20 protein-coding genes are annotated in these 23435 nt (G+C 49.1%); 16 read left to right on the top strand and 4 right to left on the bottom strand.

Annotated features, from left to right (window positions below; genetic code table 11):
* Complete coding sequence (locus MPHASIOC01_RS03625) at positions 1–708, top strand: hypothetical protein (protein ID WP_353613969.1); 708 nt, start codon at positions 1–3, stop codon at positions 706–708.
* On the opposite strand, the gene MPHASIOC01_RS03630 is transcribed toward MPHASIOC01_RS03625, so the two are convergent.
* Positions 705–1112 (bottom strand): hypothetical protein, encoded by a 408-nt coding sequence (locus MPHASIOC01_RS03630; RefSeq protein ID WP_353613970.1) that lies wholly within the window; start codon positions 1110–1112, stop codon positions 705–707. The genes MPHASIOC01_RS03625 and MPHASIOC01_RS03630 overlap by 4 nt on opposite strands.
* Before the next feature lie 54 nt (positions 1113–1166).
* Here MPHASIOC01_RS03630 and MPHASIOC01_RS03635 point away from each other — a divergent pair, with 54 nt between their 5' ends.
* Positions 1167–2111, top strand: coding sequence for a hypothetical protein (locus tag MPHASIOC01_RS03635; protein ID WP_353613971.1), 945 nt, complete (start codon positions 1167–1169; stop codon positions 2109–2111).
* Between the two features lie 3 nt (positions 2112–2114).
* The gene (locus MPHASIOC01_RS03640; protein ID WP_353613972.1) at positions 2115–2573 is read left to right on the top strand and encodes a tail fiber assembly protein; all 459 of its coding nucleotides are present in this window, start codon (positions 2115–2117) and stop codon (positions 2571–2573) included.
* On the opposite strand, the gene MPHASIOC01_RS03645 is transcribed toward MPHASIOC01_RS03640, so the two are convergent.
* On the bottom strand, positions 2570–3016 hold the full coding sequence (locus tag MPHASIOC01_RS03645; protein ID WP_353613973.1) for a tail fiber assembly protein: 447 nt from the start codon (positions 3014–3016) through the stop codon (positions 2570–2572). The two genes, MPHASIOC01_RS03640 and MPHASIOC01_RS03645, sit on opposite strands and share 4 nt — an antisense overlap.
* Before the next feature lie 390 nt (positions 3017–3406).
* Between MPHASIOC01_RS03645 and MPHASIOC01_RS03650 the strand changes: the two genes are divergently transcribed.
* Positions 3407–3961, top strand: coding sequence for a recombinase family protein (locus tag MPHASIOC01_RS03650; protein WP_353613974.1), 555 nt, complete (start codon positions 3407–3409; stop codon positions 3959–3961).
* Positions 3962–3998: 37 nt separating this feature from the next.
* Here the strand turns inward: MPHASIOC01_RS03650 and MPHASIOC01_RS03655 are convergent, their stop codons facing one another.
* A complete protein-coding gene (locus tag MPHASIOC01_RS03655) occupies positions 3999–4241 on the bottom strand; it encodes a DinI family protein (protein ID WP_353613975.1) in 243 nt (80 codons plus the stop codon).
* Positions 4242–4709: 468 nt separating this feature from the next.
* On the opposite strand from MPHASIOC01_RS03655, the gene MPHASIOC01_RS03660 reads away from it, so the two are divergent.
* From MPHASIOC01_RS03660 to MPHASIOC01_RS03695, 8 genes are all read left to right on the top strand, one after another.
* Positions 4710–5537 (top strand): hypothetical protein, encoded by an 828-nt coding sequence (locus tag MPHASIOC01_RS03660; RefSeq protein ID WP_353613976.1) that lies wholly within the window; start codon positions 4710–4712, stop codon positions 5535–5537.
* Between the two features lie 23 nt (positions 5538–5560).
* Complete coding sequence (locus MPHASIOC01_RS03665; protein WP_353613977.1) at positions 5561–6052, top strand: CS1 type fimbrial major subunit; 492 nt, start codon at positions 5561–5563, stop codon at positions 6050–6052.
* A gap of 81 nt (positions 6053–6133) precedes the next feature.
* Positions 6134–8638 (top strand): TcfC E-set like domain-containing protein, encoded by a 2505-nt coding sequence (locus tag MPHASIOC01_RS03670; RefSeq protein WP_353613978.1) that lies wholly within the window; start codon positions 6134–6136, stop codon positions 8636–8638.
* Positions 8635–9744, top strand: coding sequence for a CfaE/CblD family pilus tip adhesin (locus MPHASIOC01_RS03675; protein ID WP_064600173.1), 1110 nt, complete (start codon positions 8635–8637; stop codon positions 9742–9744). Before MPHASIOC01_RS03670 ends, MPHASIOC01_RS03675 begins: the two co-directional genes overlap by 4 nt.
* A gap of 105 nt (positions 9745–9849) precedes the next feature.
* Complete coding sequence (gene dacD / locus MPHASIOC01_RS03680; protein ID WP_353613979.1) at positions 9850–11031, top strand: serine-type D-Ala-D-Ala carboxypeptidase DacD; 1182 nt, start codon at positions 9850–9852, stop codon at positions 11029–11031.
* Positions 11032–11236: 205 nt separating this feature from the next.
* A complete protein-coding gene (gene sbmC / locus MPHASIOC01_RS03685) occupies positions 11237–11719 on the top strand; it encodes a DNA gyrase inhibitor SbmC (RefSeq protein ID WP_064600178.1) in 483 nt (160 codons plus the stop codon).
* A 221-nt stretch (positions 11720–11940) separates the two neighbouring features.
* Entirely contained in the window at positions 11941–12999 is a 1059-nt protein-coding gene (locus MPHASIOC01_RS03690; protein ID WP_064600184.1) for an FUSC family protein, read from the top strand.
* 176 nt (positions 13000–13175) lie between these two features.
* A complete protein-coding gene (locus tag MPHASIOC01_RS03695) occupies positions 13176–13508 on the top strand; it encodes a DUF496 family protein (protein ID WP_064600188.1) in 333 nt (110 codons plus the stop codon).
* 148 nt (positions 13509–13656) lie between these two features.
* Here the strand turns inward: MPHASIOC01_RS03695 and putA are convergent, their stop codons facing one another.
* Entirely contained in the window at positions 13657–17619 is a 3963-nt protein-coding gene (gene putA, locus MPHASIOC01_RS03700; RefSeq protein WP_353613980.1) for a trifunctional transcriptional regulator/proline dehydrogenase/L-glutamate gamma-semialdehyde dehydrogenase, read from the bottom strand.
* A 418-nt stretch (positions 17620–18037) separates the two neighbouring features.
* Here putA and putP point away from each other — a divergent pair, with 418 nt between their 5' ends.
* The 4 genes from putP (at position 18038) to efeB (ending at position 23125) form a co-directional block, all read left to right on the top strand.
* Positions 18038–19549, top strand: a complete 1512-nt coding sequence (gene putP, locus MPHASIOC01_RS03705; protein ID WP_064600196.1) for a sodium/proline symporter PutP — start codon at positions 18038–18040, stop codon at positions 19547–19549.
* A 290-nt stretch (positions 19550–19839) separates the two neighbouring features.
* Complete coding sequence (gene efeU / locus MPHASIOC01_RS03710; protein ID WP_353613981.1) at positions 19840–20673, top strand: iron uptake transporter permease EfeU; 834 nt, start codon at positions 19840–19842, stop codon at positions 20671–20673.
* A 41-nt stretch (positions 20674–20714) separates the two neighbouring features.
* On the top strand, positions 20715–21836 hold the full coding sequence (gene efeO / locus MPHASIOC01_RS03715; RefSeq protein ID WP_064600207.1) for an iron uptake system protein EfeO: 1122 nt from the start codon (positions 20715–20717) through the stop codon (positions 21834–21836).
* Positions 21837–21838: 2 nt separating this feature from the next.
* On the top strand, positions 21839–23125 hold the full coding sequence (gene efeB / locus MPHASIOC01_RS03720; protein WP_064600209.1) for an iron uptake transporter deferrochelatase/peroxidase subunit: 1287 nt from the start codon (positions 21839–21841) through the stop codon (positions 23123–23125).
* The last annotated feature ends 310 nt before the right edge of the window (positions 23126–23435 follow it).

A 23435-nucleotide genomic window follows, 5' to 3' on the forward strand; every position in this document is an offset into this window, starting at 1 on the left:
ATGCTGTCGGAAATCATTAAAGCCTATCTTTATCAGCAATATAACGATGACGACAATATCAGGGCATTTTTTACTGTCTATAACACGCTGGCAAATGAAATTTACCAGTGGATGGTGAATGCTAACCTGCCAATATTTATCGGTACGTATAATTCTGGTGATCAGCTTAAGTGGATAGCTAAGGGGATTTACGGGCAGAATCCCCCCATTCTGGTTTCATCAAAAACCACCACAACCGGTCCTTATGGAACTATGGTGTTTTCCAGTCCTGTTCCATATGGAGAAGTAAAGAAAACTACAACAACCCAGCAGATAGTAACTTCTGATGATCTGTTTAAAAGGATCATGACGTGGAACTACTACAAGAGAGACGGATTTCACTTTACCATTCCATGGATAAAACGGCGTGTGATGCGATTTCTCCTGGGAGAAAATGGCGTTGATGTGACTAATGATGAACACTGGAATGTCAGCGTACTTTTCTCATCATCAGGCGCGTCAATCACCATATTCAAAGGATACAGATCCATCACCGGAAGCGCAAAGTTCGGCGCGATGCCCTATGGCTCTATGGCGTTTGGGGCTGTAAATACTGCTCTGGTGCAAAGTTCCAAGTTTGACTACGCGCAAATTTTCAAGGAAACATTCGACAGCGGGCTGCTCAATATGCCGTTTTACTCTCCGGTTTCCGTGAATATTGTTGGTTAATTTAATATTCCATAGTCTAACGAATAACCATAGTTAACCATTTTTATAAGCATAGGTTTAATCCAGGAATATTCAGCCTCAGAGATTCCTGATTTTGTATATATTTCATAGGTGATATATTCAGAGAAATCTTTTTTATCAAGACCTTTCTTTGATGCCGCAAATCCATTTTGGCACGCAAGAGATAGTACGTTTATATTATATAATTTCTTTTCTGGATCAAAATTACTCATACCTTTACTTTCTTTTACTAGAGAATTGTATTCTTTTTCATATGAATTCTCTTCTTTTGTTGCGTATATCGTACATTTTTTTGTTACTGAGTCACTAATTTCTATAGCCAGAGACTTTAGAGGTATTGATAAGAAAAGAATAAATAAAATGTATTTGTTAACTTTTTTCATGTTCCACCCAGTTAAATTCAAATAAATTCATCAGGAGGTCTGATGGCCTTAACATTGCTGGCGTCTAACAACGCCTCTACCGTTCTCGCTGCTGGAATTAGCGCAAGCGCCACGTCACTTACTGTTGCTTCCGGTACTGGTGCTTTATTCCCAACTCCCGTTTCAGGTACTTCATATTTTAAATTATCCCTGATTGATGCTGCAACAGGAACTTTACTTGAGGTTGTCCACGTAACAGCGGTATCAGGTGATACATTCACGATTACACGGGCTCAGGAAGGTACCGCCGCGAGAATCTGGTCAGCTAACGATCTGGTTATAAATACGTTTACCGCTGGTAGTTTTAATGCGTTGGCTCAATTAGCATTGTCGCTTCAAATTAATAATAATCTGTCCGACCTTGCATCAATACCGACCGCTCTCGCAAACCTTGGGTTGGGAGGAAGCCATGGAATACAAACGATAACAACCAGTACCAGTTTCACAGTTCCAGACAATATCTACGACTTATACATATCAGCATCCGGTGCAGGTGGCGGCGGTGGGGGCGGTTATTCAAGTTCATATAGTGGTTCTGGTGGCGGAGGTGGTGCCAGTATTTACAGGCAACATTTTTCAGTAACTCCCGGGACGGTGCTGAGTGTTGTCATCGGTTCTGGTGGTGCTGGCGGCGCGGTTGGGATTGCAGGTTATTCAGGCGGAGCTACTTCAGTAGGCAGTCTTTTTTCTCTGGCTGGAGGTGGTGGGGGCAACCCTGGGATATCAGGCGCAGGAGGTAATTCGGCTGGCTTGCCTGGTGGAGTTGGATCGGTTGCAGGTGAAGATGCCTTTAATAATGTTCCTGGGGGTGGTGGAGGAAACTTGTTAGGCGTGGGAGGTGTTAAGCGTGCCGCAGCTGGCGGTGCCGGAATTTATGGTGGGGGTGGTGCTGGCGGTTATTCTGGTAATGCTGGAGGTGCTGGTGGTGATGGCGTTGTGATTATTGAGTGGGAGCGATAAGTCATGGCTAAGTATGCAATTGTTGTTAATGGACGGGTAACTAATATTGTCCAGTGGGATGGAACCGGAAATGTATTCGAAAGTAACACTGTAATAGAGCTAAATGATTCTGTTACTGCAAATATTGGTGATGCTGTTGCTTCTGGAATTGTTTACGCAAAACCAACAGACGGTTTTGAATATACGTTTAATGATACTTCTCTTTCCTGGGAATTGACTGCTGCGGGACAGAGTGCAAAAACGAGCGCTGAGATTGCTGCAGCTACAACAACGAAAACAGCATTACTCGAATCAGCTCAGTCAACAATCAGTCTCTGGCAATCAGAGTTACTCCTCGGCACTATCAGTGATTCCGATAAATCGTTACTGACAAACTGGATAGCCTACATCAAACAACTGCAGGCTATAGATACGACATCATTGCCGGTTACATGGCCTGCAGTGCCGGGGGTATCAGATTAACTTAAAGATTCAGGGGCATCAGGCCAGGCGAATGCGTCATAGCTGGCTTCATCTGTTATTGAGCTGAAGTCCAGCGCCTGGAGTTCTTTGATATAGGGAATCCAGGCTGTTAGTGTTGCCTTGTCCGCATCACTGATGATGCCAAGCAGTAGCTCAGACTGCCATACGGATATGGTGTTTTTCGCTGAGGTCAGTAACGATTCCTGCTTTATCTTAGCCTGGGCAATAAGCTCACTGGCAGTGGGAGCTGGAAGGTCGACCCACACAGGCATTCCATCGCTGTCAACATCCAGCTTTTTACCCAGTGGTGCCTGAGCGTTGTATGTGTCCCTCACATTGTCATCAACCTCAATCACATCATCAGGAAGTGTACCCGCATTAATGTAAGCCTGTTTATCAGCTACGGGATAAAAGCCCAGTGTTGTTTTGGAAAAGAGATACATATTAATATCCTATCGTTATTACAGCGACACTCATTGGGTTATTGCAGTAAAGCTGCCGGCTGACCTGAGACACATTTCCACCATTCACTAAAGCCATACCAGAACCACCAGGTAATACTGCATCGGCAAGAAAAGTATTTGGAAACGGGATTGGGAAATTTACAGTGATGGACCCAGCCTGTGTTGCTATCGCTGTGTACCACTGCAAAATCAGCTCCTTTCTCTCACCATCAATTATCCCGGGAAATTTCCAGTATCCATTGCTGCTCTGACCTCCCAATAATCCCGTCCCCACCCCTGCCAGGGCGATATCTCCCAAACCAAGGTTTTAGAGAATGACCATTTCCCCATGTTTTGGCATGCTTTCGGCTTTTGCCGGGAGAAAGACTTGTGCTGATAGGGTATGTGAGGGTGTCAACAAATGACCAGAACACGGCATTACAACGAAATGCGCTTGAGTGCGCAGGATGTGAGCTGATTTTTGAAGATAAAATGAGCGGAAAGACATCAGACAGGCCTGGGTTGAAAAAGCTGCTCCGGATGCTATCGGAGGGCGATACGCTGGTGGTTTGGAAGCTGGATCGGCTCGGTCGCAGTATGCGGCATCTTGTTGTGCTGATCGAAGACTTGCGCCAGCGCGGCGTTAACTTCCGCAGCCTTACCGACAGTATCGACACCTCAACACCTATGGGGCGGTTTTTCTTTCATGTCATGGGCGCCCTGGCTGAAATGGAGCGCGAATTGATTGTCGAACGTACCCGCGCCGGGCTCGCAGCTGCGAGAGAAGAAGGGCGGATAGGTGGTCGGCGGCCAAAACTATCACCGGCACAATGGGAACAGGCCGGGCGACTTATCGCGGCCGGGGAGTCGCGTAAGACAGTCGCGTTGATTTTTGACGTTGGCGTGTCGACCCTTTATAAGAAATTTCCAGCCTCAAACTGTTAAAAAGGCCCGTGGCGACACGGGCAAAATACTGCATAGATTACTGATCGGCTGTAAGCCACATATCAGCCTCTTCAAACATTTCTTCCAGCATGCGGTTTAGCCGCTCCTTCTCAGTTTTCGAACAGTCGCTGTTAAGCGCGTTCGCCTGCATTGGTTTAACTCTCACATCGGCGTCAGGGAAAATCCGATGCACTCGCTTTGTTAACTCACACAGAATTATATCTTTTGCGCCCGGCAGTCCTGCAACATTCCGCTTGTCATAAATGAGTTCTACGAACATAACATCTCCGAAATATTACTGATTATGCATACAGTATTGTACATTCATACACTATTAGTCAAATGGGAAATATTAAATATTGAGTACAAGAATAAGTACATGAAATGAATTATTTAAAAAAATAACTTAATTTTATTAATCAGTTATCTATTTATTCTCATAATCATGAAACAGGAAGGTTGGTTGAGCGGCGTCAGTCATTGCAGGTAGTGTCCATCTTCGGTCAATACAATTAACCAGTAATTATGGCGAGTTCGGCATGTAATCACCACCCTTATCTGGTGGGGAAGTTGCTTCAGGAGGTGTTGTTCAGAATAATGGCACGCAATTGCCATTTTCTTTACTCCATTAATAAATAAAAAGACAAACATTTAATTAACTTGTTAATTATTTTCGTTTGGTGTAACTAATGAGAATTTTCACGCGAAAAATAAATGGATTGAATGTTTTTGGTGGCTATAATTTCCGGTGAAAATAATTTTTATTTATGTTTTTTATTATCTCTTGTTTATGTTTTTTGGTAATGAGTGTTTGGGGTTTGGTTGTGCATGGTCGTTATTAAATTATAAGGATAATGATTCAGAGAGGTTGGTAGTGAAAAAGGTTGAATATAGTCTGTTGATTGTGCTGGGGTGTTTATTTAGTATGGCCTCAAGCGCAAGTATCCAGGTTGAGCCAATGCGTGCTGAACTCGATGCTAAAGGGAATGCCATTATTAAAGTCAGATCAACAGGGAGTGATACAGCTTATATTCGTGCATCACTTAAACAAGTCATGTCCCCTGCAACTGCGAGTGAATATGAGCAGGATGCAGTTATTTGGGATAATAGCGGGCTAATGTTGACGCCTCAGAAACTAATTATCCCTGCAAATAGTCAACGTACGCTCCGGTTGATCAGCATGAAACCACCGGAAAAAGAAACTGTGTATCGCGTGATGGTTGAATCCGTTTCAGCGGAGGGCTTTCCTCTGGCAAGCAGTCATGCTCTGTCAGCTGGCTTTGGTATGAACATTATTTGGGGCGTTGTGGTTAATGTGCCACCTCGTCAACCCAGCATTGCTTTTGATTTTAACCGGCCCTTAAAGAGAATTAGCAATAAAGGTACTCAGCGAATTATTTTTCGTAAAATTGAAAGCTGTAACAGTGAATTAACGAAATGCCAGTCTCATGAAGTAAAACGCACTCTCTACCCTGACCAGCAATGGGTTATAGAAAATGATGTGGTCACAGGAAATAAAACAAAATTCACAGTCTATGACTGGATAAATAAAAAAGAAGTTGTCTTTGTTAAATAATTAACCCATAAGGAAATCAAGAAATGAAAAAGCTTTTAGTCACCTCTTTAGCATGCACGCTGGCGGTTGCATTTAGTGCCAGCGCTTTACAAAAAGACATTACGGTAACGGCTGCGGTAGATGCCAACCTTGAAATGACGCTGGCTGATGGAAGCGCATTACCAACCACCGTAGCAATGCAACATATGCCTGGGCTGGGTTTATCGCCTCATACATTACAAACCAGGTTATTCAGTAATGCCCCGGAAAGTAATGTCATTGTGCGTCTGGTTGCCAGCCCGGAACTAACGGCAGCGGAAAGTAATGCATCTGTTCCTCTGTCTGTCACCCTTGGGAACAAAACACTGTCTACATCCGACACCGTATTTAATACGACCGATTTATATCCTGGCGGAGACAGCAGTACTGGGTCGATGCCTCTGCCATTAGTTATTTCACAGGCATCCTCAGGCTCATTGACGAGCGGCCACTATAACGGTCTGGTCAGCATGTACCTGACGCTGTCCGCAGACTGATACCCTCCTGTTTTGAGACACAACGCGGCATGGTTCTCATGCCGCAAGAATATTTATAGCTGCATGAAAGGGTATTCATCGGTGAAAAATACGCATTATTATGGCCTTCTGGGGCTATGCTGCTCTTATGCGGCAATGGCATCTGTTCCGGCTGGTTTTGAAGAATTGCTCCAGGAACAACCTAATGCAATTGAAGTGAAGGGCAGTGGTGGGGCCAGTTTGGGCATCCATAATGTAATGATTAGCCATGACAGGCTGCGCTTCACGGATCCCGAAAAACTGCTGGCGCAGTTCTCATTATCTGATGTTGAGAAAGAGCATCTGAAACAACAGCTTGTTGATGGCGTTGCCTGGCGCCACCAGGCTGCGACTGAAACGGAAACGGCCACACCATTATTTCGCTTGCGCTATGATGAACAAACCAGCCAGGCCTGGGTAACTGTGCGCTCAGAAAAGCGAGCACAAGGAAATTACCACCAGATTGCAGAAGATGCGCAGTCAGCATTAATTCACCAGCAACGGATAAACTTTTTAAAAACGAACAATTATCAAAACATGTCGTTAGCCGGAAATGGTGCACTGGGGGTTTTTGCCAATAGTTATTTATCATTAGACTGGGATGCCAGCCTTTCAGACTACCGTGGTGGGCATGATACTCACCGCAATATCAATGATTTTTACTACCGACATGACCTCAATCCACGTCACTATGTCCAGTTTGGGCGCATGGATCGTAAAGATTTGGGAAGCCCAAAAGGGGGAAGCTTCCAGTTTTACGGATTACCATTGGATGTTATTGAAGGTATCCGGATCGGGTCTTCGCAGGGTTACCGGGATGACAGTGAAAACGCATTAGCCACTCCGGTGATGATTTTATTGACTCAGGACGCTCGTGTTGATGTGTACCGGGAAGAGCAATTGTTGGGCTCGTTTTATTTACAGGCAGGGTCACATGAGCTGAATACGCGGTTGTTTCCTGTCGGTAGCTATCCATTGCGTCTGGCTGTCTATATTAATAATCAACATGCTTATGATGAACGTGTTGCTTTCACTAAAATTGGTGGTGGGCAGGTATCACAGGAGTATTTTATTCAGGCCGGGCGGTCTGTCAGTAAAAATTCTGTCAGTGTTGCCCAGGCAGGTGTAGCCACCCCTTTACCGGCCAATACAACAGCAACGTTAGGTGCCGCAAGCATAGATAACAACGCGATGCTGGAGGCAGGGCTTGCCTGGCAGGCGCCTGTAGTTATTGGTCCTCTTGCCGGGAATGCTACCGCGAACTATGCATGGTTTCGCAGCCAGTCCGGGGAAAGTAAGTCTGTCAGCCAGGCAAGTTACCAGGATCGGGTTTCATTGACCTGGTACCATACACGCACACGCTCTCCAGAATGTACTTACCGTTCATCATCGCAGGATTACTATGCTTTTGGTTGCGGTGACTCTTCACTGTTTTCTGCTTCAACATCGCTCGCTGGTTGGGGCGTGAGTGCCAGTTATACCCAAAACCGTAATCAAACGGCATTCACTGTCTTTGAGCATGGTGTACTTAACCGTAATCATAGCCAGTCACGCCAGGTAAATTTGTCGAAGGGGTTCCGTTGGGGGCAGGTCAATACATCACTCTCGGCTAACCTGTACCGCAGTAATACGTTTCAGGAAAAAAAAGATACGGGTGGTTTGGTGACACTCAGTTTCTATTTTAACGGCCAGAACCATACTCGCTGGTTATCAAACCAGGTACAAAACAGCCGCTATGGTCAGAGCGATGCCGCTGTACGTGCCGGGGTGGATTTCCTTCCGAAAGGGCAGAGTACACAGAATGTTAGCTTTCAGGCCGGTCAAGACCGCCATAATACCCAGGCTTCTGTTCTGGCATCGGGCACCACACAAAAAGGCGCCTGGTCTCTGGGGGCGTCGGATAGCTTTAACCGCAAAGAGCAACAGCATTACTACGGCATAACGGGAAGCCACGATTCTACGCTGGCATGGGCTAAAAACGCGTTTAGTCTTGGTAAAAACCACGATGGTACGCCTGCATCCGGTGTGTTCCTCAAAGCACATGGGGAGTCAGAAGGGCTGGCGGGTGTGCAATTGACAACAAAGCATAGCGGTAAGCTTAACGCTGAGATGAATTCAACACGCTTTATGCCATTACAGGGGTTCCGGGCTGAGCAATTTGGTTTGCAAAACGATGTGAATTACACAGACAGCGACAGCATTTTCGAAAGTGACCACGGGCATGAGCCTGTGTTTCTTACACCAGGGCATGTTGTCACCCGCACTGTAAGGGTGGAGAAGCACTACACGCATATTGGCCAGTTGATTAATTCACAGGGTGATGCTATTTCCAGTTTCACCATCCCTAATATGCTGGATTACAGCGTACTGGGTGGTGGGGGATTCTCATTTACTAATAACAAAGCCTTATCCAGGTTCTTTGTGCATGACGGCATGAAGTACTACCAGTGCACAGCGCCAAAAACTGAACAGCAACAGAGTATTCGCTATCTGGGGCAGGTTGTATGCCACCCGGCAGCTCAGGCAGAGCTGGAGACAAATAATGGATTTCAGGAAGGCAATGTATGAAATGGACAACCGGTTTTTTCTTCATAATGGCTTTTGTTACCTTACCTGCTCAGGCTATTCAAACACTCCCTATGGCTGACCATACACAACCACGGTCATTACGCTTTGATATTTCAGCCCGTCCTTCTGCTCCCTTTTTTATGTCTACAACCAGTGACGGTATTATTTCAGTCACTGATCCGGCAGCGAATACCGGTTCAATCCAGCAACCGCGTATGTACTGCTTCGATAACAGTAATGAAAGCCGGGGGGCTTGTGATAACGGCACAGCAGCGGGGGTGTTTACCGATATTCGCCTGCGTTTTACAGAAAAGCATTCCGGGCAGCAAGTCACCCTGACTATGCAGGGAAAGCGCATGACCTATGCCAGTTCACCATATACATCGTGGGGCCAAATATCGTTTACACCACCTTTTTACTCTGTGGGGTATGCCCCTTTTTATTATGCTATCTCGCCAGAAGAAATGGCGAAGATTCCATCGGGTGGCATATGGCAGGCGACCCTGCAGTTAAGGGTACGTTCAATGATTACTAACCAATATTATGTGTGGCAATGGCCGATTACCTTCGATGTCACGGATGAACAACGAATGGATATTCTGTTCCCGGACAGTAATAGCCATAACCCTAAGGTTGACTTGAATATTCGCCCTCTGCCCGGTGTTCCTGCTCCTGGTGGTTTAAGCTCCGGGCGTGCTCACCTGAATATGTGTTTGTACGACGGCTATAACGGGCACAGCAGTAACATTGAGATGCGCATTACCGGGCAACAACGGCCGGCAGGTATCAGTAATGATCTTTTTTCTATTTATCATACAAGTGCTGGTCTGAATCCGGAAGAAGACCGGGGGCGTCTTGATTTTCGCATCAACGTTCAGAATCCGGTCACCAAAACCTGGGAAGCCGTTCAAAATGGGGAAACTTTCATTTGGCAAAACACTGCACAACGCAGCTCGCTGGTGCCGGTAGTACTGTCATCGGGTTTGCAAGTGTTGTGCTGGCCAACGGTTATGGAATTTACCACGCCGGGGTTTCGGGCTTCAGAGAAAATGGCCGGGTTGTACCAGGGAATAGTGACAGTCGTATTTACACCTTCACTGCAGTAAATTTGCGGCTGTCACATTTTCTTGCAATTTCAACAGGAAACGACACGCCAGTTTCCGTAAAAAGAGCGGCGAGAGAAATAATTGACGTTGAATGAGGAAATTGCGTTGAAGCTCCGTTTATTAACTATTGCCACATTACTGGCTACGTCCGTCGGCACGGCATCCGCGGCAACGGCCCAGATACCGGATTTGTTCTCTGGTCCGATAGCGCCGCCTGCTATTCAGGCGGCTTCATGGGTGTTAATGGACTACACCACAGGCCAGGTGCTGACTGCGCACAACGAGCATCAACAACGTGATCCGGCCAGCCTGACCAAACTGATGACGGGTTATGTCGTCGACAGGGCCATCGACAGTAAGCGGATTACCGCTGATGACATGGTCACCGTGGGCAAAGATGCCTGGGCGAAAGGCAACCCGGTGTTTGATGGTTCTTCGCTGATGTTCCTCAAACCAGGCGACCGTCTGTCTGTCCACCAGTTAAGCCTCGGGCTGATTGTTGATTCGGGCAATGACGCATGTGTGGCACTGGCCGACTATGTTGCAGGCGGCCAGCCTCAGTTTGTTTCGCTGATGAATCAGTATGTTCAGAAATTACACCTGAATGACACGCACTTTGAAACTGTTCATGGCCTGGACGCACCCGGTCAGCACAGTTCAGCCTATGACCTGGCGGTGCTTTCGCGCGCCATTATTCACGGTGAACCTTCGTTCTACCAGATGTACAGTGTGAAAACACTGAGCTGGAACGGCATTACTCAAAACAACCGTAACGGCCTGCTGTGGGATAAATCCCTGAATGTCGATGGGTTGAAAACCGGGCATACTTCGGGGGCTGGTTTTAACCTGATTGCCTCCAGCGTTAATGGTAACCAGCGCCTGATTGCTGTAGTGATGGGGGCTGACAGCGCCAAAGGGCGTGAAGATCAGGCCCGGAAACTGCTTACATGGGGTCAGCAGAACTTCCAGACTGTGGAAGTGATGCACAAAGGCCAGAAAGTGGGTGATGAGCGTGTCTGGTACGGAGATAAATCATCAGTACAGGTAGGTACGGACCAGGATCACTGGATGGTATTACCCAAAGATGAACTGAAAAACATCAAGGCAAAATATAGCGTCACTCAACCAACCCTTGAAGCGCCATTACAGGCCGGTTCAACTATTGGCCAGATAACGTTATACGACAAAGATAAAGTACTGGCTCAGTGGCCACTGGTGGCGCTTAACTCAGTAGAAAAAGGCGGCATGTTTTCTCGCCTGAGTGACTGGGTTCACCTGAAACTGTAACCTGTCAACATTCAACCAGCAGGTCTGTATAAACTTGCTGGTTGTTCCAGTCTGAAATTGTCTCAGCCAAAAAGTTTGTTAACCCGAATATCCCTCTCTGTTTTAAAAAGCGATGGTCCTCATGGTTTTCATCGCATCAGGTGGTGATTTGCTGAACATTTGCTTAACTCAGTGGCAGGTGTATTGGGTTTAACAGGAGAGTAGCATGTACCAGATTCGTGATGTGCCTGTGCGCCATGTTGCTGGTTTTCATCTGGTTGGCCCCTGGGATGTCATGGTAAAGCAAGGTTTTGATCAACTCATGCTGTGGGTGCGTACCCAGCAGCTCGACCCGGAAGAATGGGTTGCCGCTTACTACGATAACCCTGATGTGGTCCCGCCAGAGAAATTGCGTTGTTCCACTTTTATTCGCGTGAACGCTGATTTTGTTGTTCCACCAGCAAGTGAAGGCGTAATTTGTACTGCGCTGGCCGGAGGGACTTATGCTGTGGCTTCCGTTCAGGTCGAAAATAATGACTTCGAAACACCGTGGCGGGGGTTTTTTACGCAACTCTTACAGGACAACCATTATCAAATGGATGCCAAACCCTGTTATGAAGTTTACCAGAGCGATGGTTCTCAAACGGGCACCTGGATGATTGATATGTATATCCCGGTAAAGAGTAAATCTGCGCCAGCAGAACGTTGAATGGCCAATACCTGGTAACGGTGATTACACTGTTGCCGGGTGAAAATTTTATCAGAAAGGCCCAACTGACTGTTTGTTCGTAAATCTGCCTTTTTTTAACTACAAAACCCCGCCGCGCGGTTAATTTCGGTTGCAAAAAATATGCTGCTGTTTGTAACAATGGGGATGAGCATTGAGAAAAAGAGAGTACAATTGCGCTTTTTGTATTCTGGAGAGCGGGTGTGCGTCCCGACAAGTCATTAACACCATTTGAGATTCGTATCTACCGCCACTACCGCCTGGTGCACGGCATTCGTATTGCTGTCGCTTTTGTGCTGGCTTTTATTCTGGTTCGAATGCTGAATATCCCGGAAGGCACCTGGCCTTTGATTACGCTGGTTGTGGTAATGGGGCCAATCTCTTTCTGGGGAAATGTGGTGCCGCGCGCATTTCAGCGTATTGGTGGCACAATATTTGGCGCAACACTCGGTCTGGTAGCCCTGAAACTGGAGCTGTACTCACTGCCATTGATGTTTTTGTGGTGTGGTATGGCGATGTTTATTTGTGGTTATCTTGCCCTGGGGAAAAGGCCGTACCAGGCACTGCTTATCGGCATTACGCTTTCTGTTGTTGTGGGGGCGCCTCCGGGAGATATGGCGACTGCACTGTGGCGCAGTGGCGACGTCATCTTTGGCTCGCTGTTGGCGATGCTGTTCACCAGTTTGTACCCGCAGCGGGCATTTATTCACTGGCGTATTCAGATGGCTGAATATATTCATACTTTCAGTAAACTGTACCAGACCAGTGTCTCGCCGAACTTAGTTGAGCGGCCCCGGCTCGAACGTCACCTCAACCAGATGCTGAATAATGTAGTGAAGTTCCGCGCACTGATAACGCCCGCCAGTAAAGAGACCCATATACAGAAAAGTATTTTTGAAGCCATTCAGACTATCAGCCGCAATATGATTTGCACGCTGGAGTTACAAACTAATGCTCACTGGGCTTCCCGCGAAAGCCATTTTTTGATGATTAATTCACGCAAGTTGCGTGACACTCAGGCACTGACCCTTACCACGCTCACTTCGATTTCGCAGGCGTTATATGAGGGCAACCCTTTGCCGGTCAAAGCCAACAGTGAACGTCTTACGGAAATCATTGCCGAACTGCGCGAGCTGATGCAGCAACAATCACCAGGTGCACTGCAGGAGACATCGATTCATGGTTATGTCTGGCTAAACCTGGAACTGGCGCGCCAACTGGAGTTGCTGTCGCAATTAATCTGTAAAGCATTGCGCAAATAACCCGCAACCAGTCGTAAAATAGTGGCAGCTTGTTTCGATTCAGCACTATTTGCGGTTATGATGGCTTAAAGAGGGTGAACCCGTAAAAGCATTGTCATCGACGGCCTCAGTCAGTATTTTAAAGGCAAGGCGGTCGTTCTTAACGAATCCGAGACTTAATTATTAGGGGTGTGAAAATGGAAAATACCAAACCTTCATTCCAGGATGTGCTGGAGTTTGTGCGTCTGAATCGTCGTAAAAACAAGCTGCAACGTGAAATCCAGGACGTTGAGAAGAAAATCCGCGACAACCAAAAACGTGTCTTGTTGCTTGATAACCTCAGTGATTACATCAAACCGGGTATGAGTGTTGAAGCTATTCAGGGCATTATTGCCAGCATGAAAAGCGACTATGAAGACCGTGTTGATGACTACATCATTAAAAATGCGGAAATCTCTAAAGAACGCCGTGATATTTCCAAAAAGCTCAAAGCGATGGGTGAGCTGAAAGAAGCTGAACCTAAAGCCTGAACCTGAAAGGCGCAAGTGCGGCCTGAGTGAAAACAGATAAATAAAAACGCCCTCAAATTCTGAGGGCGTTTTCGTTTTAAACGCTGGCTGGTTACTTTGCACCCTGGCTACAACACGTTGCAGCTCAGGGTTCACGGACAACCCGCAGTTAGCCAATAGTCATCAGGCTGGCATTTCCCCCGGCCGCCGCAGTATTGACGCTTAGTGAGCGTTCCACATACAGGCGTTCCAGCAGAATGTTGGTTTCCCCACGGGCAAAACCCTGTACCGAAACAATCGCCCCGGTACGGTTGGCAACAGTGACACAGAGGTCACGTAGTTGGTCCGAGTCACCGTGGAAAATTACTGCATCATACTGAGCATCTGTCAGAGTATCTGCACGGGTGAGAGTGATATGCGCTGCAACTTCTTTAGGCAACTGTTTTACCAGTTGCTGGTGCAATGCATCATCCGGCCACAACACCTGGCAACCCACACTGGTGACCGCTGCCAGTTGCACCAGTGCATCCTGTTCATTATCTGCCACACATAACACGGTATCCCGCGGCAGCAACAAATACGCATTGCGCTCACCCGTAGGCCCGGGTAACAGGCGACGGGTACCACTCTGGGCCTGTTCACCAAATTGCGCACAGAGGGCCGCCAGTTCAGGCCTGCTCGCCGCCCATTCAGCCAGTACAGTATGTACCGTCTGCACAGCCGGTTTGCTGCCTGCTTCGATAGTCAGCTGCGTGTCCTTGCGCGAAAGTGTTGCCAGTACGGCAGTTTCCGGTCGGTGAGACAACAGCCGGTACAGGTACAACGGGCCACCCGCTTTGGGCCCGGTACCAGACAACCCTTCGCCACCAAATGGCTGAACTCCCACCACTGCACCCACCATGTTGCGGTTGACGTACATATTCCCGACATGGGCAGATCCTGTTACCTGCGCAATCGTTTCGTCAATACGGGTGTGCACTCCTAATGTCAGGCCATAACCGGCGGCATTAATTTGCTCAATCAGGCTGTTGAGGTTATTTCGGTTATAGCGCACCACATGCAGAACTGGCCCGAAGATCTCGCGTTGCAGCTCATCAAAACTGTTGAGTTCAATCAGTGTCGGTGGAACAAATGTGCCACTTTGCCATTCACGGGCGTCATCGCTGTTGTGACGTACCGCCTGGTAAACAGTGTGGCCTTTACTGCGCATTGCCTGAATATGTTGTTCAATATTGGCTTTGGCTTCAGCATCAATCACCGGCCCAATATCGGTAGTCAGGCGGCCCGGATTACCCATACGGCATTCTGCCATCGCACCTTTGAGCATGGTCAGCGTGTGTTCGGCAACATCTTCCTGCACACACAGCACACGCAGAGCTGAACAACGCTGGCCTGCGCTGTCAAACGCAGAAGCAACCACATCCATCACTACCTGTTCAGTCAGGGCGGATGAGTCAACAATCATGGCATTCAGTCCACCGGTTTCGGCGATCAGCGGCGTCGGGCGGCCCTGAGGGTCTAGCCGGGTGGCAATGCTGCGTTGCAACAGGCTGGCGACTTCGGTTGAACCCGTAAACATGACTGCACGAACACGGTTATCTGCGGTGAGCTGAGCGCCAACGCGCTCACCACTGCCTGGCAACAACTGCACCACACCGGCAGGTACACCCGCCTGCAACAGAATTTGAATGGCCTGGGCTGCAATCAGCGGTGTCTGCTCAGCGGGTTTTGCCAGAACACTGTTGCCAGCCGCCAGGGCAGCAGCGATTTGCCCGGTAAAAATTGCCAGCGGGAAGTTCCACGGGCTGATACACACTACCGGTCCTAACGGACGGTGGGTTTCATTATCGAAATCATGCTTCACCTGGTCTGCGTAATAACGCAGGAAATCCACGGCTTCACGCACTTCAGCAATTGCGTTGGCGAATGTTTTACCGGCTTCGCGTACCAGAACCCCCAGCAGGGTTTGTAGCTGATCTTCCATCAGCACTGCGGCACGCTCGAGAATAGCCGCACGCTCAGCAGGTGGAGTGGCAAACCAGATAGGCGCATTATTGACGGCGTTATTCAGTGCCTGCTCTACTTCTTCTGTGCTGGCTTCGCGCACATAACCTACAATGTCAGCAGGCTCTGCCGGGTTAATTACTGGCTGAAGCGCCCCTTCTGCTACATCGCCTTCCAGAACTGGCAGTGCGCGCCATTTTTCATTTGCGGAGCTCAGCAGGGCAGACGAGAGGGATGCCAGACGGTGTTCATTTGCCAGGTCCAGCCCGTTCGAGTTATGGCGGTTTTTACCATAGAGATCACGCGGCAAGGGAATTTTAGGGTGAGGTAAGCCTGGTACACCTTCCTGGTGTGCCAGTTTCTCAACAGCTTCTACCGGGTCGGCTACCAGGTCATCAATCGGCAGTGTGGTATCGGCAATGCGGTTAACAAAGGAGGTATTGGCTCCGTTTTCCAGCAGGCGGCGTACCAGGTAGGCCAGCAGTGTTTCATGGGTGCCGACGGGCGCATAAATACGGCATGGGCGGTTAAGTTTGCCGTCAGCAATTTTGCCCACAACCTGGTCATAAAGTGGTTCACCCATGCCGTGCAGGCACTGGAACTCATATTGCCCCGGGTAGTAGTTCTGCCCGGCCAGGTGATAAATGGCTGAAAGTGTATGAGCGTTGTGAGTTGCGAACTGCGGATAAATCAGATTCGGTACAGAGAGTAACTTCCGGGCACAGGCCAGGTAAGAAACATCGGTGTACACTTTGCGGGTATAAACCGGGTAACCTTCCAGCCCGTCGAGCTGTGCACGTTTAATTTCACTGTCCCAGTAAGCGCCTTTTACCAGACGAATCATCAGGCGGCGACGGCTGCGGGTTGCCAGATCTATCAGGTAGTCAATAACAAACGGGCAGCGTTTCTGGTAGGCCTGAATAACGAAACCAATACCATTCCAGCCAGCCAGTTCCGGTTCAAAACAGAGCTTTTCCAGCAAATCGAGTGAGATTTCCAGCCGGTCTGCTTCTTCGGCGTCAATATTAATGCCGATGTCATACTGGCGCGCCAGCAGGGTGAGGGACTTCAGACGCGGGTACAGCTCTTCCATCATCCGGTCATACTGTGCACGGCTGTAACGCGGATGCAGGGCAGACAGTTTGATTGAAATCCCCGGGCCTTCATAAATACCACGGCCATTGGAAGCTTTACCAATGGCATGAATCGCCTGTTGGTAGGAAACCATATAGGCCTGCGCATCGGCTTCGGTCAGTGCGGCTTCACCCAGCATGTCATAGGAATAACGGAACCCTTTCTCTTCCAGTTTACGGGCATTGGCCAGTGCTTCAGCAATAGTTTCACCGGTAACAAACTGTTCGCCCATCAGGCGCATCGCCATGTCCACACCTTTACGCACCAGCGGCTCACCACTTTTACTGATAATACGGTTAAGGGAGTGGGAAAGATTCGCTTCGTTATGCGTGGCAACCAGACGGCCGGTGAACAGTAACCCCCAGGTGGCGGCATTAACAAACAGTGACGGGCTGCGGCCCAAATGAGAATGCCAGTTACCATTGCTGATTTTATCGCGGATCAGCGCATCACGAGTGGCTTTGTCCGGAATACGTAACAACGCTTCAGCAAGGCACATTAATGCCACGCCTTCCTGGGATGAAAGAGAGAACTCCTGAAGCAGGTTTTGCACCATTCCGGCGCGCCCACTTGCACTCTTTTGGTTGCGCAGTTTATCTGCAAGCTGCCAGGCAAGCTTGTGTACCTGGCCGGAAAGTTCACCAGATAACCGTGCCTGTTCCAAAATCATTGGCACGGCGTCGGTTTCCGGACGCCGCCATGCTGCGGTAATTGCGGCTCGCGTCACAGATTGTGGTAATATTTGCTCGGCAAATTCGAGGAAGGGTTGATGCTGGTCATCACCACTTGCGGACGGCTCTTCGCTTTCGTTCGCAGCGCCCGCCAGTAAAGCCGGCAGTTCAGGCAACTCATCGTTGTTCTCCAGCCGTTCAAGGTAATTAAAAATTGCCTGCTTAATGAGCCAGTGAGGTGTGCGATCAATACGTGACGCAGCGGTTTTGATGCGTTCGCGGGTTGCTTCGTCCAGCTTCACCCCCATAGTGGTGGTTCCCATACCCTCAACTCCTGTGTTTGCATTGTTCGGTTATTGTTAGTTATCAGGCAATATCCTCCATGTTGCAACTTTGTGCAACCATGTTAAATGTGACTTTGGTTGCAAGCTTAAAAAAAGTGAATTTGTTAAAACTAAAAAACAGGTATGTTTATTGCTTAAAATTACTTCGAAGTCTGTTTTATGTGCTTTGTACAGCAGTTTTGTAAGGTGCAACTCGTAAAAGTGTGAGCGAGTGCAACCAGGTAGCAAAAAAGTACCTGGCCAGGGGTGAAATAATTGTAATCACCGTGTTAAATCATTTGTGAACACAACAATGCCTGCTGCGTTAACAATGTTGCAGAGTGATAACAAGGGTTGCGACCACGTTCCGGCGCAACCACCCGGGGTATAACCCGGCATAATAATCAGGAGAACTTTAATGTCTATGAGTACACCAATGCTGGTGACTTTCCTTATCTACATTGGCGCAATGCTGTTGATAGGGTTTATTGCCTGGCGTTCGACGAAAAACTTCGACGATTACATTCTGGGTGGCCGGAGTCTGGGGAGCCTGGTTACCGCGTTATCCGCCGGCGCTTCAGATATGAGTGGCTGGCTGCTGATGGGGTTACCGGGGGCCATTTTCCTGTCCGGAATTTCAGAAAGCTGGATTGCCATCGGCCTGATTCTTGGTGCCTGGGTTAACTGGAAACTGGTGGCAGGGCGTTTACGTGTCCATACCGAGCATAATAATAACGCTTTGACTTTACCGGACTATTTCACCGCACGTTTTGAAGATAACAGCCGTACACTGCGTATTATCTCTGCACTGGTCATTCTGCTGTTTTTCACCATCTATTGTGCCTCCGGCATTGTCGCTGGTGCGCGCTTGTTCGAAAGTACCTTTGGGATGAGCTATGAAACCGCACTGTGGGCGGGAGCTGCCGCTACTATTCTCTATACCCTGATTGGGGGCTTCCTGGCAGTAAGCTGGACTGACACTGTTCAGGCATCACTGATGATCTTTGCATTGATCATTACGCCGGTGATTGTGGTGGCGTCTGTTGGTGGCCTGAGTGATTCACTGGAAGTGATTCGCCAGAAGAGCATCGAAAACGTCAATATGCTTAAAGGACTGAATGTTGTTGCCATCATTTCGTTGATGGGCTGGGGGCTTGGGTATTTCGGACAGCCGCATATTCTGGCGCGTTTTATGGCTGCCGATTCACACCACACTATTGTTAAAGCACGCCGTATTGGTATGGCATGGATGATCCTGTGCCTGGCTGGTGCGGTTGCGGTTGGCTTCTTCGGTATTGCTTACTTCCAGAACAACCCGGCTCAGGCAGGGGACGTTAACCAGAATGGTGAGCGCATCTTCATTGCGTTGACGCAAATATTGTTCAACCCCTGGGTTGCCGGGGTGCTGCTCTCAGCCATTCTGGCTGCGGTGATGTCGACATTAAGTTGCCAGTTACTGGTATGTTCCAGTGCGATTACCGAAGACTTGTATAAAGCATTCCTGCGTAAAGGCGCCTCGCAGCGTGAACTGGTCTGGGTAGGGCGGTTGATGGTGCTGGTGGTGGCGTTGGTAGCTATTGCACTGGCGGCAAACCCGCAAAACCGCGTGTTGGGGCTGGTGAGCTATGCCTGGGCTGGTTTTGGCGCGGCATTTGGCCCGGTGGTTCTGTTCTCTGTCATGTGGAACCGTATGACGCGTAACGGCGCGCTGGCCGGGATGATTATTGGCGCTATTACTGTTGTGGTCTGGAAACAGAACGCCTGGCTTGATCTGTACGAAATTATTCCGGGCTTCATTTTTGCAAGTGTCGGGATAGTGGTGTTCAGCCTGCTGGATAAAGCGCCTTCCAGTGCAATGGCAAAACGCTTTGCCGAAGCAGACGCACAGTACAAAGGCGATACACCTGTTTCCCTGCAAACGGACAGCTAATCTACACCACCGCTTTCTCCACTGAGTTCTGGCCCGGCAGCATTTCGCCGGGCCTGTTTTTAGCTGGCTCAGTTCCTCTGTTTTCCTGCTCTCTGATTCCTGCCAGCACGTTAGTTGCAGATAACCACATCGTCAGGGCGAATTTTGTTAAATGACAAAATTTTTCTGCCTCCGGCCAGGTTTTATTAACATTCACACTTGTTTTTTGGTTAAGACTAATGATAATCACTATCAATGCTATTTACTTTTCTTTACTGCAAAGATTCGTTTCTTCACACCGGGAGTGATTCATGTTTGTCCCTTTTTTGATCATGCTGCGCGAAGGGCTGGAAGCCGCCTTGATTGTGAGTCTGATCGCCAGTTATCTGAAACGTACCCAACGTGGAAATTTGCTGGGCGCCATGTGGGCAGGTGTTATCCTGGCGGCCGGGTTGTGCCTGGGGCTGGGTATTGTTATTAACGAAACCACTGGTGAATTTCCACAAAAGCAACAAGAGCTGTTTGAAGCGATTGTTGCGGTGATTGCAGTGGTCATCCTCACCTGGATGGTGTTCTGGATGCGCAAAGTTGCCCGTAACGTCAAAGTCCAGCTTGAGCAGGCGGTTGAAGTGGCGCTGAAAAAACAAAATGGGCAGGGCTGGGCACTCATACTGATGGTGTTTTTCGCTGTGGCGCGCGAAGGACTGGAATCGGTGTTTTTCCTGTTAGCCGCGTTTCAGCAGGACCTGGGTATATGGCCGCCGTTAGGTGCCATGCTCGGCCTGGCTACCGCGGTGATCCTTGGTTTTATGATTTACTGGGGCGGTGTTCGCCTGAACCTCGCCGCGTTCTTTAAGTGGACCAGCCTGTTTATTTTACTGGTCGCTGCAGGGCTGGCTGCTGGGGCCATTCGTGCCTTCCATGAAGCGGGCATCTGGAACTACTTCCAGAATGTCGCATTTGATATGAGCGGCGTGCTCTCCACGCACTCACTGTTTGGCACCTTGCTGGAAGGTATGCTCGGTTACCAGGAAACACCCAGTGTGAGTGAGGTGGTGGTGTACTTCCTCTATTTATTACCAGCACTGTTTTTCTATTTTCTCCCTGCACGCCCGGCAGCTCAACCTGCCCGGAGCACGCGTTAATCTTACTTTTTTGCACACTGACTTTGATAGGGACGGGTTTGATGAAACGTTTTCGACACAGCACTCTGACACTTTCTTTGGCCACGCTGTTTTATTCCGCAACTTCCCTGGCGGCGGATATTCCTCAGGTGAAAGTTACCGTGAACGATAAACAATGTGAGCCAATGAGCATTACGGTAGATGCGGGTAAAACGCAATTCCTTATTCAGAACCACAGCCAGAAAGCACTGGAATGGGAAATCCTGAAGGGAGTGATGGTGGTAGAAGAGCGGGAAAACATTGCCCCGGGCTTTAGCCAGAAAATGACGGCCAACCTGCAACCCGGTGAATATGAAATGACCTGTGGCTTGCTGACCAACCCGAAAGGGAAGCTGACGGTACGGGGAAACGGCGCGGCACAGCCAGTCGCGAAAGATAATATCCTGGCGTTGGGCAACGCTATCACTCAATACAAAGCCTGGGTGACGTCTGAAACTGCGGCGCTGGTTACTGGCACTAAGGCCTTTACCGATGCGGTGAAGGCCGGTGATATAGAGAAAGCACGGGCACTGTATGCGCCAACCCGCCAGCACTATGAGCGCATTGAGCCGATTGCTGAATTGTTCTCTGACCTGGATGGTCGCATTGACGCCCGTGAAGATGACTATGAGAAAAAGGCTGAAGACCCGAAATTCAGTGGGTTCCACCGCCTGGAAAAAGCGCTGTTTGGCGACCATTCCACCAAAGGTATGACCCCGTACGCAGACCAGTTGTATAAAGACGTACTGGATCTGCAAACCCGCATTTCTGAACTGGCATTCCCGCCAGGCAAGGTTGTCGGTGGTGCGGCAGACCTGATTGAAGAAGTGGCCTCCAGCAAAATCAGTGGTGAAGAAGACCGTTACAGCCGCACCGACTTGTGGGATTTCCAGGCCAACGTCGATGGTTCCCAGAAAATTGTCGACCTGTTGCGTCCACAATTGAGCAAAGCAAACCCGGAACTGCTGGCAAAAGTGGATGATAACTTTAAACGAGTGGATACCATTCTGGCGAAATACCGTACCAAAGATGGCTTTGAAAGTTATGAAAAACTGACCGATGCCGACCGCAGGGCACTGAAAGGCCCGATTACCGCACTGGCGGAAGACCTTGCACTGCTGCGTGGCGTACTTGGGCTGGATTAATCATGGCTGATAAACATTTAGCCGCTGGCGCCGAACCCGGGCGTCGGCGCTTACTGAAAGGGCTGGGGATGCTGGGCGGCGCGCTGGCGATGGGCGGTTGCCCTGTGGCTCATGCGGCACCGGCAGCACAACGAGCGGAAAAAACGGCTGATGACGAAGATGCCCGCAAACAGTCGGTGGATTTTTATGGTGAACACCAGGCCGGAATTCTGACTCCACAACAGTCTTCCATCATGCTGGTGGCTTTCGACGTGCTGGCAGTCAACAAAGATGACCTGGTGCGCCTGTTTAAGCTGCTGACCAAACGGATTGCTTTTCTGACCCATGGTGGTTTAGCACCCGCCACGCCAAACCCGCAAATGCCGCCACTGGATTCCGGTATTTTAGGGGCGCATATCTGGCCGGATAACCTGACCATTACTGTTTCAGTTGGCAGTGCATTGTTTGATGAACGCTTTGGCCTGGCGGCACAGAAGCCTAAAAAGCTGCAGGTCATGACCCGTTTCCCCAATGATTCCCTGGATGCGTCTTTATGCCATGGCGATCTGCTGCTGCAGATTTGCGCCAACTCAGTAGATACCGTGGTGCATGCCGTGCGTGACATTATCAAGCACACGCCTGATTTGTTAAGTGTCCGCTGGCGGCGCGACGGTTTTATTGGCGAGCATGCCGCACTGAGCAAAGGGAAGGTGACGCCAGTTAACTTACTGGGCTTTAAAGATGGCACTGGCAACCCGGACAGCAAGAACCAGCCGCTGATGAATGAAGTGATTTGGGTGACACCCGGCCAGCAGGAACCGGCCTGGACTCATGGCGGCAGCTACCAGGCCGTGCGCATCATTCAGTTCCATGTCGAGTTCTGGGACAGAACGCCGCTGCGTGAACAGGAGAACATCTTTGGCCGCGATAAAATCACCGGTGCGCCGTTGGGGATGAAGCATGAGCATGATGTGCCAGATTACGCCAGCGACCCGGAGGGTAAAATTATCCCGCTGGATGCGCATATGCGCCTTGCCAACCCGCGCACAGCGCAAACGCAGGACAGCCTGATGATGCGTCGTGGGTACAGCTATTCCCAGGGGATCACCGGTTCCGGGCAACTGGATATGGGCCTGCTGTTTGTCTGCTACCAGCATGACCTGGAAAAAGGTTTTATCGGGGTACAAAAACGCCTGAATGGTGAGCCGCTGGAAGAGTATATTCGCCCGATTGGCGGTGGTTACTTTTTTGCCCTGCCGGGTGTGGTTGATGCACAGCACTACCTGGCACAGCCACTTCTGGAAGCCTGATTTAAGCCCGCCAGGTTATGCTCTTGTGCCTGAACGCAAGAGTGTAGCCTGGTTTTTATCCCGGTAATGAATACCTTGCTACTTCTCCAGCTAGTTTTGCCATTCGGTCATCAGAATTTACTATGAGTTTTTTACTGTTATAAAACGGTAATATTTCTGTGCAATAACATTCACAGTGAATGGATGTGCTGCAGTAAGTAAAACGTAAAATAAATGTTGCATTTGTAATAGTTTTTGGTGTACTTAAAACATAGCGTAACTCAACGAAGTGCGTTTTTACGCCGGAGATCGCGAATGGTTGTAGCGTCCT

It is taken from the genome of Mangrovibacter phragmitis (assembly GCF_040429585.1).
In the GTDB taxonomy this organism is placed as follows: domain Bacteria; phylum Pseudomonadota; class Gammaproteobacteria; order Enterobacterales; family Enterobacteriaceae; genus Mangrovibacter; species Mangrovibacter phragmitis.

Bases quoted from the DNA above. Each gene is read 5' to 3' on its own strand.
- efeO (WP_064600207.1), top strand. From the start codon at position 20,715: ATGAAACGTTTTCGACACAGCACTCTGACACTTTCTTTGGCCACGCTG.
- putP (WP_064600196.1), top strand. From the start codon at position 18,038: ATGTCTATGAGTACACCAATGCTGGTGACTTTCCTTATCTACATTGGC.
- putA (WP_353613980.1), bottom strand. From the start codon at position 17,619: ATGGGAACCACCACTATGGGGGTGAAGCTGGACGAAGCAACCCGCGAA.
- MPHASIOC01_RS03645 (WP_353613973.1), bottom strand. From the start codon at position 3,016: ATGTATCTCTTTTCCAAAACAACACTGGGCTTTTATCCCGTAGCTGAT.
- sbmC (WP_064600178.1), top strand. From the start codon at position 11,237: ATGTACCAGATTCGTGATGTGCCTGTGCGCCATGTTGCTGGTTTTCAT.
- efeB (WP_064600209.1), top strand. From the start codon at position 21,839: ATGGCTGATAAACATTTAGCCGCTGGCGCCGAACCCGGGCGTCGGCGC.
- MPHASIOC01_RS03625 (WP_353613969.1), top strand. From the start codon at position 1: ATGCTGTCGGAAATCATTAAAGCCTATCTTTATCAGCAATATAACGAT.
- efeU (WP_353613981.1), top strand. From the start codon at position 19,840: ATGTTTGTCCCTTTTTTGATCATGCTGCGCGAAGGGCTGGAAGCCGCC.
- MPHASIOC01_RS03675 (WP_064600173.1), top strand. From the start codon at position 8,635: ATGAAATGGACAACCGGTTTTTTCTTCATAATGGCTTTTGTTACCTTA.
- MPHASIOC01_RS03665 (WP_353613977.1), top strand. From the start codon at position 5,561: ATGAAAAAGCTTTTAGTCACCTCTTTAGCATGCACGCTGGCGGTTGCA.
- MPHASIOC01_RS03695 (WP_064600188.1), top strand. From the start codon at position 13,176: ATGGAAAATACCAAACCTTCATTCCAGGATGTGCTGGAGTTTGTGCGT.
- MPHASIOC01_RS03640 (WP_353613972.1), top strand. From the start codon at position 2,115: ATGGCTAAGTATGCAATTGTTGTTAATGGACGGGTAACTAATATTGTC.
- MPHASIOC01_RS03655 (WP_353613975.1), bottom strand. From the start codon at position 4,241: ATGTTCGTAGAACTCATTTATGACAAGCGGAATGTTGCAGGACTGCCG.
- MPHASIOC01_RS03630 (WP_353613970.1), bottom strand. From the start codon at position 1,112: ATGAAAAAAGTTAACAAATACATTTTATTTATTCTTTTCTTATCAATA.